General features: G+C 66.9%; 13 protein-coding genes. 7 read left to right on the top strand and 6 right to left on the bottom strand.

Annotated elements, in window-relative coordinates:
• Positions 1–49: 49 nt before the first annotated feature.
• Positions 50–196, bottom strand: a complete 147-nt coding sequence (locus Q8S30_RS09515) for a hypothetical protein (protein WP_305665788.1) — start codon at positions 194–196, stop codon at positions 50–52.
• A 231-nt stretch (positions 197–427) separates the two neighbouring features.
• On the bottom strand, positions 428–664 hold the full coding sequence (locus tag Q8S30_RS09510) for a hypothetical protein (protein ID WP_305665787.1): 237 nt from the start codon (positions 662–664) through the stop codon (positions 428–430).
• Positions 665–863: 199 nt separating this feature from the next.
• Between Q8S30_RS09510 and Q8S30_RS09505 the strand changes: the two genes are divergently transcribed.
• From Q8S30_RS09505 to Q8S30_RS09490, 4 genes are all read left to right on the top strand, one after another.
• Positions 864–1,595 carry a Crp/Fnr family transcriptional regulator gene (locus tag Q8S30_RS09505; RefSeq protein ID WP_305665786.1) on the top strand — a complete coding sequence of 244 codons (732 nt, stop codon included), beginning with the start codon at positions 864–866 and terminating at the stop codon, positions 1,593–1,595.
• A 130-nt stretch (positions 1,596–1,725) separates the two neighbouring features.
• Positions 1,726–2,736 (top strand): ABC transporter substrate-binding protein, encoded by a 1,011-nt coding sequence (locus Q8S30_RS09500; RefSeq protein ID WP_305665785.1) that lies wholly within the window; start codon positions 1,726–1,728, stop codon positions 2,734–2,736.
• On the top strand, positions 2,733–3,773 hold the full coding sequence (locus Q8S30_RS09495; protein WP_305665784.1) for an iron ABC transporter permease: 1,041 nt from the start codon (positions 2,733–2,735) through the stop codon (positions 3,771–3,773). The genes Q8S30_RS09500 and Q8S30_RS09495 overlap by 4 nt, the downstream gene beginning before the upstream one ends.
• A 10-nt stretch (positions 3,774–3,783) precedes the next feature.
• On the top strand, positions 3,784–4,548 hold the full coding sequence (locus Q8S30_RS09490) for an ABC transporter ATP-binding protein (protein ID WP_305665783.1): 765 nt from the start codon (positions 3,784–3,786) through the stop codon (positions 4,546–4,548).
• On the opposite strand, the gene Q8S30_RS09485 is transcribed toward Q8S30_RS09490, so the two are convergent.
• The 3 genes from Q8S30_RS09485 to Q8S30_RS09475 form a co-directional block, all read right to left on the bottom strand.
• Entirely contained in the window at positions 4,545–5,480 is a 936-nt protein-coding gene (locus tag Q8S30_RS09485) for a DUF6635 family protein (RefSeq protein ID WP_305665782.1), read from the bottom strand. The genes Q8S30_RS09490 and Q8S30_RS09485 overlap by 4 nt on opposite strands.
• Before the next feature lie 68 nt (positions 5,481–5,548).
• Positions 5,549–5,836 (bottom strand): hypothetical protein, encoded by a 288-nt coding sequence (locus Q8S30_RS09480; protein ID WP_305665781.1) that lies wholly within the window; start codon positions 5,834–5,836, stop codon positions 5,549–5,551.
• A gap of 92 nt (positions 5,837–5,928) precedes the next feature.
• Positions 5,929–7,572: an FMN-binding glutamate synthase family protein gene (locus Q8S30_RS09475; protein WP_305665780.1), complete on the bottom strand. Its 1,644-nt coding sequence runs from the start codon at positions 7,570–7,572 to the stop codon at positions 5,929–5,931.
• A gap of 114 nt (positions 7,573–7,686) precedes the next feature.
• Between Q8S30_RS09475 and Q8S30_RS09470 the strand changes: the two genes are divergently transcribed.
• Positions 7,687–7,839 (top strand): hypothetical protein, encoded by a 153-nt coding sequence (locus tag Q8S30_RS09470; protein WP_305665779.1) that lies wholly within the window; start codon positions 7,687–7,689, stop codon positions 7,837–7,839.
• A gap of 113 nt (positions 7,840–7,952) precedes the next feature.
• Here Q8S30_RS09470 and Q8S30_RS09465 read toward each other — a convergent pair whose 3' ends face one another.
• Positions 7,953–8,861, bottom strand: a complete 909-nt coding sequence (locus Q8S30_RS09465; RefSeq protein WP_305665778.1) for a LysR family transcriptional regulator — start codon at positions 8,859–8,861, stop codon at positions 7,953–7,955.
• A 96-nt stretch (positions 8,862–8,957) separates the two neighbouring features.
• Between Q8S30_RS09465 and Q8S30_RS09460 the strand changes: the two genes are divergently transcribed.
• A complete protein-coding gene (locus tag Q8S30_RS09460; protein WP_305665777.1) occupies positions 8,958–9,278 on the top strand; it encodes a nuclear transport factor 2 family protein in 321 nt (106 codons plus the stop codon).
• Positions 9,278–10,057 carry an SDR family oxidoreductase gene (locus tag Q8S30_RS09455; RefSeq protein ID WP_305665776.1) on the top strand — a complete coding sequence of 260 codons (780 nt, stop codon included), beginning with the start codon at positions 9,278–9,280 and terminating at the stop codon, positions 10,055–10,057. Before Q8S30_RS09460 ends, Q8S30_RS09455 begins: the two co-directional genes overlap by 1 nt.
• Positions 10,058–10,084 lie beyond the last annotated feature (27 nt).

The following is a 10,084-nucleotide window of genomic DNA, read 5'->3' as shown; positions in this document are numbered from 1 at the left end:
ATCGCCCGGATCAGGCGCGCGATCCGGTCGGAGGCCGTGCCCCTTGCGCTCACGCGACCTGACGCGGGGAGGACGAGATTTCGGCCGGGATGCGCTCGGAGTTGGTCACAGGCTCATCTGCTGCGGCCGGGCCCGGCTGCGGCGCGGTGCCGCTGATCCCGGCCGCCGGGCGTTCCGGTCGCACGCGGCGCGTCATGGCCGCCCAGTTGGTTTCAATCTGATCCCAGTTCATGACGTTTCCTTTCAGGCAATGGCAGTCACCCAAGCGACGACATGCCCCCGCAGTTCCGTGGCGCCGATGTCGCAGGCCGGGAAAAGAACAGGAGTGCTTGCGCAATATTGGGCGCGCCGGGCCGCAGGCGGGTTAGCACAGATCAGTGGGGCCGGGTTTGCCGGGCGCCTGCGCCAGACTCCGCCGATGAGGGGGTCAGCGGCGCCGGACGGAATTTCCGCCCGCCAGAATGCCGTTGATCAGGGCCGCGACGGCCTCGTGCAGCGGCCCGTGGCCATCCTCACCGACATCATTGGAATGCGCGGCGGCGGCATCGCGCAGGATGCCGACGATCTCATGCTCGGGCAGGATGTTGCGGTCGTTGAGGGCCAACAGCAGCGATTCGCATATGGCAAGCGCTGCAGTTCCGGACACGTCATGGATCATGGGCATTGGTAGGCCTTTTCTGGGCTGGGGAGGGTGCAGGCGGATTGGCCACGGCCTCCAAACCCAAGGTCACTGTCGCACGATTGTGGTATCGTGAACTGAGGCAGATCAGTCCCGTCGCCCTCATTCACGATTAAAGGTCGTTGAGACGGCCGCAGTTGCGTGATCCCGTCCCCAGAGCCCTGACCCCGAAGGAGCGCCCGCATTGTCCCTCCAGCAAAGCCCGTTCGCGCGCAAACTCGGAGCTTTCGTAGCCCTGTCAGGGGAGGAGCTGTCGGCGCTCGACCGGTTGCACAGCCGGCGCAAGACGTTTCCGGCCGGGCGGGACATGGTGCATGAGGGGCAGGTCAACCAATCTGCCTATATCCTCGCCTCGGGCTGGGTGTGTTCCTACAAGCTGCTGTCGGGTGGCACGCGGCAGATCGTGGATTTTCAGATCCCCGGCGATTTTCTGGGCCTGCGATCCGTGCTGTTCCGCACGGCAGACCACAATATCGAGCCCGTGACCAAGGTCGAAGCGTCAGAGGTGCTGGTCGAGGATCTGCTGGCGACCTTCGGCAAGACCCCGCGCCTTGGCACTGCCGTGCTTTGGGCCGCGTCGCGCGACGAGGCGATGGTGGTGGAGCATCTGGTGGGCATCGGCCGGCGCGACGCCAGGGAACGCACGGCGCATTTCCTGCTGGAGCTGGGGGCGCGGCTGAAGCTGGTGGGGCTTGGCACCGCGCTCGGCTATGCCTGCCCGCTGTCGCAATATATGCTGGCAGACGCGCTGGGGCTCAGCGCCGTACATATCAACCGCGTGCTGCGCGAACTCCGCGAGGACGGGCTGGTGACCTTCCAGCACGGCAAGGTCGAGATCCATGATCTTGATGGGCTGGTGCTTCTGGCGGATTTCGACAGGCACTATCTCGATCACGATGGTCCGCTGCTGAAGTGACCGTGTCGCGCGTCTCATGGTCCTCATGGTTTGTCCGCGCCCCTGAATTTCCGACTGAAATACTCTTGTTATCCAGATTGCGCGCCGCTAAGGGATCCAGACTCTTTTCGTCGGAAAATGGATGCAGACCATGTGGAACAAGAGCCTTGGGGCGCTGAGTGCAGTTATGGGAGCGTGTCTCTGCGCGCCCGTGCAGGCCGAGCCGACGAGCTATCCCCTGACACTCGAGAATTGCGGCCAGCAGGTCACCTTCACCAAGGCGCCCGAGCGGGCAGTGCCGCTGGGACAGAACAGCGCCGAGATCCTGCTGCTTCTGGGGCTAGAGGATCAGATGGCAGCCACAGCCTTCTGGCCGAACAAGGTTCTTCCGGAACTGGAAGCCGCCAATGGCAAGGTAGAGGTCCTGACCGTCGAGTTTCCGACGCTGGAAGCGGTGCTGTCCAAGCAGCCCGACTTCGTGCCGGCAATGCTGGTCACGCTGATGGGCCCCGACAGCAAGGTCGCCAAGCGCGAGGATTTCGAGGGGCTCGGCATTCCGACTTACCTCTCGCCCAGTGCCTGCTCCACCTCGCAGACCGCCAATGATGCCTATGGCAGCCGCGATGACCTGTGGACCATGGACCTCCTCTACAAGGAAATCGAAGACCTCGCGCAGATCTTCGACGTGGCGGATCGTGGGCAGGCGCTGGTCGCGGATTTTCAGGCGCGCGAGGCGGCGCTGCGGGCAGAGTTCGGCAAGTCCGAAGACCTGACCTTCCTGTTCTGGTTCTCCAGCCCCTCGCCCGCCGATGACGCCTATCTTGGCGGCGGCAATGGCCCCTCGGGCTATATCGCGGACATCCTTGGCGGGTCGAACGCCGTCAAGACCGAGGCGGAATGGCCGACCCTCGGCTGGGAAGGCATCATGGCCGCCAACCCCACCGTCTTCGTGGCCGCGCAAGTGGACCGCAACCGCTGGGATCTGGACAATGCCGCGGCCAAGATCGCCTACCTCACCTCGGACCCGACGGTCAGCCAGATGGAGGCGGTGAAAGCGGGCCGGATCGTGGAGATGAGCGGGGCGGCGATGAACCCCAGCATCCGCACGCTCTATGGTGCCGAACAGATTGCCGCGCAACTGAAGGCGCTTGACCTGCCGTGACACGCTCTGACGACGCAGGGGGCGGGGCCGGCTGGCTCGCCCTTTTCCTGACCCTCGCCCTTGTCGTTCTTGTCTTCGCGGTCGCCCTGGCGACCGCGATTGGCGATTATCGGATCGGCCTTGGCACGGTGTTTCTGGCGGTGACCAACGGGCTTGGCCTGACCGGGGCAGAGATCCCGCCCATCGAGGAAAGCATCGTGTGGGACCTGCGCCTCAGCCGCGCGCTGGTCGCGGCGCTGGCCGGGGCGGGCCTCGCGCTCTGCGGGGCAATCTTGCAGGCGCTGCTGCGCAATGCGCTGGCCGAACCCTTCGTGCTTGGCGTGTCGGCCGGCGCCTCCACCGGCGCGGTCTGCGTGATCGTGCTTGGCATTGGCGCAGGCGGGCTATCCTTGTCGATGGGCGCCTTTGCGGGGGCCTTCGCGGCCTTTGCCCTTGTCGCGCTGCTGTCGAATGGGGCGACCAGCGGCCCGAACCACACCATTCTTGCCGGTGTCGCAGCCTCGCAGCTGTTCAACGCGCTGACCTCCTACATCGTCACCACCTCGGGCAATGCCCAGCAGGCGCGCGACGTGATGTTCTGGCTGCTTGGCAGCTTTGGCGGGGTGCGCTGGCCCGATGTCTCGCTGCTGGTCCTCGTCGTGGCGCTGAGCCTCGCGATCTGCCTGTGGATGGCCCGCTCGCTCGATGCCTTCACCTTCGGGGATGAGGACGCGGCGGCGCTTGGCGTCCCCGTGGCGCGCATCCGCCTGATCCTGTTCGGGGTGACGGCGCTGCTGACGGCGACCATCGTCAGCATGGTCGGCGCCATCGGTTTCGTCGGGCTCGTGGTGCCCCATGCGGCGCGCTACGTCGTCGGCCCGATGCACATGCGGCTGCTTCCGGCCTGCGCGGCAGTCGGGGCGGTGTTCATGGTGCTGGCCGATATCGTCTCGCGCGTCATCGTCGCGCAGCAGACAGTGCCCATCGGGGTGGTGACGGCGCTGGTAGGCGTGCCGTTCTTCGCCATCATCCTTTACCGCTCGAGGCCCAAGACATGAGGCATCGCACATGACGGTCGTCGCCAGCAATCTGGTCTGGGGCGTGCGGCGCAAGACCATCCTGTCCGATGTCTCGCTGTCCGTCGCGCCGGGCGAGACGCTGGGGCTGATCGGCCCGAACGGGTCTGGCAAGTCCTCGCTGCTGCGGCTGCTGGCCGGGCTGAAGCGGCCGTTGTCGGGCCGGGCGCTGATCCACGGGCAGGACATCGCCACCGTGCCGCGCCGCAAGCTGGCGCAGCAGGTGGCCTTCGTGCAGCAAAACGCGGCCACCGACACCAATGTCTCGGTCCGCGACGTGGTGCGGCTGGGGCGCACGCCGCACCGATCTGCCCTGTCGGGCTGGTCGGCCGCGGATGAGGCGGCCGTGTCCGGCGCGCTCGCCTCGGTGGGCATGGCCGGCCACGCGGCGCAGGCCTGGCAGACGCTGTCGGGCGGCGAGCGTCAGCGCGTCCATATCGCGCGGGCGCTGGCGCAGGCGCCCCGGGTGATGTTCCTCGACGAGCCCACCAACCATCTCGACATCCAGCACCAGATCGAGATCCTGCGGCTGGTGCGGGATCTGGACCTGACCAGCATCGTGGCCCTGCATGACCTGAACCTTGCGGCGATGTTCTGCGACCGGATCCTGGTGCTGCAGGCCGGCCGCGTCGTGGCCTGTGGCAACCCAAGCGACGTGCTGACGGAAGATCTGCTGCGGCGGGTGTTCCGGGTCGAGGCGGAAGTGAGTCTTTCGGCCGATCCCGCCCGGCCGCATATCCGCTTCCGGGCGGGCTAGCCCCGAAACGCCCGGAAAACCGACACGGCCGCATCCCAGAGGTCGAACACCCGGGCCAGCGCATGTTCCCGCGCAGCAAACGGCCGGTCCCGGCTGCCGCCGATCTCCGCGTCCAGCGTGTCCAGAAGCCGCATCAGCCTGCGGCGATGAATACCCAACCGCACCTGCACCGGATCGGCGATGACGCCGGCAAAGGCAGCGATGACCGACCCCAACAGCATGAGTCCCGCAACCGTGGCAGCAATCAGCGCGGGGGACGGTCCGACCGGAAACACGCCATACCAGACCCCGCCGAGCGAGGCGCCCAGCGGAAACTCGGCAACAGCGGTGCCCTGCGACACCGCCCCCGCAACACCCGGGGCCATCGAGATCATGCCAGGGGTCAGCGCCTGAAACGCGATGGCACCTATGGCCAGCGTGATGAGGCCCGTCGTGAACTCGGCAATGGAGGACCTCGTGCCGGTGTAGTCCCCGATCGCGCCGGTGATCCGGTCCGCCAGCCCCTGCGCCTCGGCAACCGAACCCTGATTGCGGATCATCGCGCGAAACTGCGGCGCCGCAAGGATCGCACGGGACATCGCAGCGCGGTCCGGGATCGCGCTGCCTGCGGCCAGCGGAACGTCCAGAAGCTCGCCCAGGATCGCGGCCTCCACCCGCGCCGACACCGCGGTGCGCAGCAGCAGGCGCCGATCCGCAAGCCAGTCCGCGGCCCGTGCCCAGCGCAGCTTCCGGCAGATCCATGCCGAGCCCCTCGCAAGCAGCAGGACCGGGGACAGCATGACGTTTATCGGAGCCCTGAGGATATCGAGGCCAAGCGCCGCCCCGTGCAGCCGCAAGGTGCCCGGCCATGTGAAATGGCGGCGCACGAAGGCATCAACAAGCCTGCGCCGCTCGTCCTCCACCAAAGATGCCGCCAAGTCTGCGACGGGCATGGAAGCGGTGCGCGGCGCCAGACGCAGCGCCTTCACAATGCGGCTTCCCCGACTGATGGGTATCCGCGTCATGTCAGGCTCAGAACGGTCATCAGGATCAGGGTCGCCCCCCGCGCAAGATCAGCCTCCGTGCCCGGCCCGTCATGGCGCGCGGCTGATCGCCAGACACCAACCGTCGCCACAATATTGTAGGGTACCGAAAGCCCGTAGCCGACGATCAAGGCGGGCCAGGATTGGTCGAAGGTCAGCAGCACAAGGAAAAGCAGGCTGGTCGTAACGTTCACCAACAGGCCGCCAAAGACGGCCCAGGTCCAGACTGCGCTTCTAAGGGGCAGGTCGCCCCGCCACAGGGCCATCAGGTTTTTCATAACTGGGATATGGGATCCGTCACGGCCCTGCACCAGCCCGCCAGCGCAAGTCTGGCGGGTGGAGAATTGGCCTGCTGCGCCTACGCCGCGAATTTGCTTTTGGGCATGACGGCCGGCAGGAACGTCTCGGCAGAGGCGCGCCCCCACCGCTCCAGCCAGGATTGCAGCTCGGGGTGAGAGTTGCCCTCGATCAGGAAGCCGTTTGGCAGGTCCGGGAACACCTCGTTGCCGTCCTGAAACTCATTGTCCTTGGCGCGGATCATGAAGTGATAGGGCAGGAACTCGGACGGGTGCGACAGGCCGGCGGCGCCCGCCAGCTCGCCCAGCGCATGCAGCGTGTTGCGGTGAAAGCGGGCCACACGGTCGCTCTTGTCTCCGACATCGATCGCCGCCATCCGCTTGGGATCTTGCGTGGCGATGCCGACCGGGCATTTGTTGGTGTGGCAGGACTGCGCCTGAATGCAGCCGATGGCGAACATGTAGCCGCGCGCGCTGTTGCACCAGTCTGCGCCAAGGCCCATGGCGCGGGCGATGTCATAGGCTGTGACGATCTTGCCGGCCGCGGCGATGCGGATGCGGCCCCGGATGCCCGCCCCGCGCAGCGTATTGTGGACGAAGTGCAGCCCTTCCAGCATCGGCATCCCGACATGGTTGACGAACTCAAGCGGCGCGGCGCCGGTGCCGCCCTCCTTGCCATCGACCACGATGAAGTCGGGGGTGATCCCGGACTGGAGCATGGCCTTCACGATGCACATGAACTCGCGCCGATGACCGATGCAGAGCTTGAAGCCGACGGGCTTGCCGCCCGACAGCTCACGCAGCTGCGCGAGGAAGGCCAGAAACTCCAGCGGCGTCGAGAAGGCTGAATGCGCGGGCGGCGAGATGCAGTCGACCCCCATCGGAATCCCCCGCGCCTCGGCGATCTCGGGCGAGATCTTCGAGGCGGGGAGCATCCCGCCATGGCCGGGCTTGGCGCCCTGGCTCAGCTTGACCTCGATCATCTTCACCTGCGGATCGTTGGCCTGCACGGCGAAGCGTTCCGGCGAGAAGGTGCCGTCATCGTTGCGGCAGCCGAAATAGCCCGACGCCACCTGATAGATCAGATCGCCGCCGCCCTCGCGGTGATAGCGGCTGATGCCGCCCTCGCCGGTGTCATGGGCAAAGCCGCCCGCCTTGGCGCCCCGGTTGAGCGCCGAGATGGCATTGGCCGACAGCGCGCCAAAGCTCATCGCCGAGATGTTGTAGACCGAGGCGTCGTAGGGCTGCGTGCAATGCTCGCCGCCGATCCGGACCCGGAAGTTGCTGTCCGCGATGACCTTGGGGACAATCGAATGGGTCAGCCAGGTGAAGCCCGAGGAGTAGACGGATTCCACGGTACCGAACGGCCGCTTGTCCTCGACCCCCTTGGCGCGCTGATAGACGAGCCCGCGCATCTCGCGGCTGAAGGGCACCTCGTCATGGTCGGATTCAAAGAAATACTGCCGGAACTCCGGCCCGACGCTCTCGATGAGGAAGCGCAGATGGCCGATGATCGGGTAGTTGCGCAAGATGGAGTGATGGGTCTGGCGGGTATCCCGGATCCCAAGCGCCAGCAGCGCCGCGGCCAGAACGAAGACCGGCACCATCCAGGCGGTCCATATCAGCATCAAGATGCCAGAGATCAGGGTCGTCGCGGCCGCGATGGCAAGGGGCGCATAGCGCAGGTTGCGGGTCGGCAGGCTCATGTTGCGCGTCTTTCAGATGTTTTTCGCATGCATCATAGCAGCCTCGTATCCAGAACACAGGATGCCGGATGTTTCGGGAATGTGAAATTTTTCTGCGGGCGTCCCCTTGATCGTATGCTGCCCACACCGCGGCTGATCGTCTTTACGGGCGGCTCGGCCGCGATGATCGGGCACGCTGTTTCGGGCCTTGGGCTGGGCTTGAGCTTCCGCAACCGGCTGGATCCGCACTTTGCCAGCGGCGCGCAGGTGCCGGTGCTGCGCGACTGATGGCCCGAGCTCGAGGGACCGCATCTCTACGACCAACGCCGCCGCCCGCCCGCGCCGTTGCGGGCGTTTGTGGATGTTGACCGGCCAGGGCCGATAACGGTGGGCGTCTGCCGTCATCCCCGCGGCGATAGCCGAGCCGCCCTCTCCCGCACCATGCCAAGGAAGGCCGTGAACCCGGCCGAGAGGTTGCGCCGGCCGGGGTAGTAGAGGCTGAAGCCTGGCCGCGGCGGGGTCCAGTCGTCCAGCAGGCGGATCAGCCGGCCGCTGGCGATATCTTCGGCCACGTCCTGCTCGATAAAGAAGCCGATGCCGGCGCCGTCCAGCACAGCAGCGCGGGCGATGTCGGCCTCGTCCAGCGTCAGGCGGCCCTTGGGGTCGAACTGGACAGGATCGCCCTCCCGCTCGAACTGCCAGCGCAGCAGGGCGCCGTTGGGCAGGCGGCCCCGGATGCAGTCGCACGCCGGAAGGTCGGCCGGGGTCAGTGGCCTTGGATGCGCCTCCAGCCACGCCGGCGCGGCAACGACGGCGTAGCGCTGCGGTTTGCCAAGCGACAGCGCGATCATGTCGCGCGGTACCAGATCGGCGGGGCGGATGCCCAGATCGAAGCCCTCGGCCACGATATCGACCAGCCTCCCTTCAGTCACCAGATCCACCTGCATCTCGGGATGGCGGCGCAGGAACGCCAGGACCAGCGGCGCAATCTCGCGCCCCGCCTGAACCGAGGCGTTGATGCGCAGCAGGCCCGAGGGCGTGTCGCGCTGCGAGCGGGCGTTGTCCATCGCAGCGCGGATCTCGGCCAGCGCCGGAGCAACCCGCTCCACAAAGTCCCGCCCGGCATCCGTCAGCGAGACGCTGCGGGTGGTCCGGTTGAAGAGCCGAACGCCAAGCGTGGCCTCGAGCCGGCCGACGGTATGCGACAGCGCGGTGGTGGACATGCCAAGCTCCAGCGCCGCCGCACGGAACGAGCCGCGGCGCGCTACGGCCAGAACCGCCTCCAGCCCCTTCACCCCGGCCTCCTGCATTGTCCCGATCCTGTCATCTCCAGATGCCGGATTATCCCGATTATCTACGCGAGGGTCGAGCCTTATCTTCCTGTCATCAAATGAAGGAAGACCCGCATGCACCTCCCCGCCCCGATCCACACCTATTTCACCGCCACGGCCCCACAGGATGGCGAGGCCTTTGCCGCAGCCTTCGCCGCCGATGCCATCGTCCATGACGAGGGCCAGGACCACCGCGGGCCCGAGGCGATCCGGAACTGGTGGCTTGCGGCCAAGGCCAAATATCGCCACAGCGCCGAGCCGCTGGACGTGACGGAGGTTGCCGGCAAGAGCGTGGTCCGCGCGCGCGTCACCGGCGATTTCCCCGGCAGCCCCGCCATCCTGACCTTCACCTTTGGTCAGGCGGATGACCGGATCACCGATCTGGAGATCGGCTGATGACCGGCTTTCTGACGCTGCAGGGCAAGCGCGCCCTGATCACCGGCGGCACCCAAGGCGCTGGCGCCGCCACGGTCGTGCTGTTCCGCGAACTCGGTGCACAGGTGCTGACCACTGCGCGCAGCCGCCCCGTGGAGATGCCTGAAAGCATGTTCATCGCCGCCGACCTGACCACCGTTCAGGGCTGCGAGACCGTGGCAGAGGCGGTGCGCAGCCGGCTCAGCGGCGTGGACATCATCGTCCACATGCTCGGCGGCTCCTCCGCTCCAAGCGGCGGTTTCGCGGCCCTCGGCGAGGCGGAATGGCAGGCAGAGCTAAACCTCAACCTGCTGCCCGCGGTGCGGCTGGACCGGGCGCTTGTGCCGGGGATGGTCGCGCAAGGCGCGGGCGCGGTGATCCACGTCACCTCGATCCAGCGCCTGCTGCCACTGCCCGAGGCAACCACCGGCTATGCCGCCGCCAAGGCCGCGCTCTCGACCTACAGCAAGAGCCTGTCCAAGGAGGTCTCGCCCAAGGGCGTGCGGGTGGTGCGCGTGGCGCCAGGCTGGATCGAGACGGAAGCCTCGGTGAGGCTGGCCGAACGGCTGGCGCAGGAGGCGGGCACCGATGTCGAGGGCGGCAAGAGGATGATCATGGAGGCCCTCGGCGGCATCCCGATCGGTCGGCCTTCGACACCGGCGGAGATTGCCAACCTGATTGCGTTCCTCGCCTCGGATCGGGCCGCGACCATCACCGGCACGGAGTATGTGATTGATGGAGGGACGGTACCGACTGCGTGAGAGGGCGGCGGCGGGGCAGCACTCGGC

This window comes from Frigidibacter sp. (genome assembly GCF_030695035.1).
In the GTDB taxonomy this organism is placed as follows: domain Bacteria; phylum Pseudomonadota; class Alphaproteobacteria; order Rhodobacterales; family Rhodobacteraceae; genus Frigidibacter.
The sequence above is the reverse complement of the archived record's forward strand: the minus strand, read 5'-3'. Positions and strand labels throughout refer to the sequence as shown.

Excerpts from the sequence above, each read along its gene's own strand:
- Q8S30_RS09515 (WP_305665788.1), bottom strand. The coding sequence starts at position 196 with ATGACGCGCCGCGTGCGACCGGAACGCCCGGCGGCCGGGATCAGCGGC.
- Q8S30_RS09510 (WP_305665787.1), bottom strand. The coding sequence starts at position 664 with ATGCCCATGATCCATGACGTGTCCGGAACTGCAGCGCTTGCCATATGC.
- Q8S30_RS09500 (WP_305665785.1), top strand. The coding sequence starts at position 1,726 with ATGTGGAACAAGAGCCTTGGGGCGCTGAGTGCAGTTATGGGAGCGTGT.
- Q8S30_RS09490 (WP_305665783.1), top strand. The coding sequence starts at position 3,784 with ATGACGGTCGTCGCCAGCAATCTGGTCTGGGGCGTGCGGCGCAAGACC.
- Q8S30_RS09485 (WP_305665782.1), bottom strand. The coding sequence starts at position 5,480 with ATGCCCGTCGCAGACTTGGCGGCATCTTTGGTGGAGGACGAGCGGCGC.
- Q8S30_RS09480 (WP_305665781.1), bottom strand. The coding sequence starts at position 5,836 with ATGGCCCTGTGGCGGGGCGACCTGCCCCTTAGAAGCGCAGTCTGGACC.
- Q8S30_RS09475 (WP_305665780.1), bottom strand. The coding sequence starts at position 7,572 with ATGAGCCTGCCGACCCGCAACCTGCGCTATGCGCCCCTTGCCATCGCG.
- Q8S30_RS09470 (WP_305665779.1), top strand. The coding sequence starts at position 7,687 with ATGCTGCCCACACCGCGGCTGATCGTCTTTACGGGCGGCTCGGCCGCG.
- Q8S30_RS09465 (WP_305665778.1), bottom strand. The coding sequence starts at position 8,861 with ATGCAGGAGGCCGGGGTGAAGGGGCTGGAGGCGGTTCTGGCCGTAGCG.
- Q8S30_RS09460 (WP_305665777.1), top strand. The coding sequence starts at position 8,958 with ATGCACCTCCCCGCCCCGATCCACACCTATTTCACCGCCACGGCCCCA.
- Q8S30_RS09455 (WP_305665776.1), top strand. The coding sequence starts at position 9,278 with ATGACCGGCTTTCTGACGCTGCAGGGCAAGCGCGCCCTGATCACCGGC.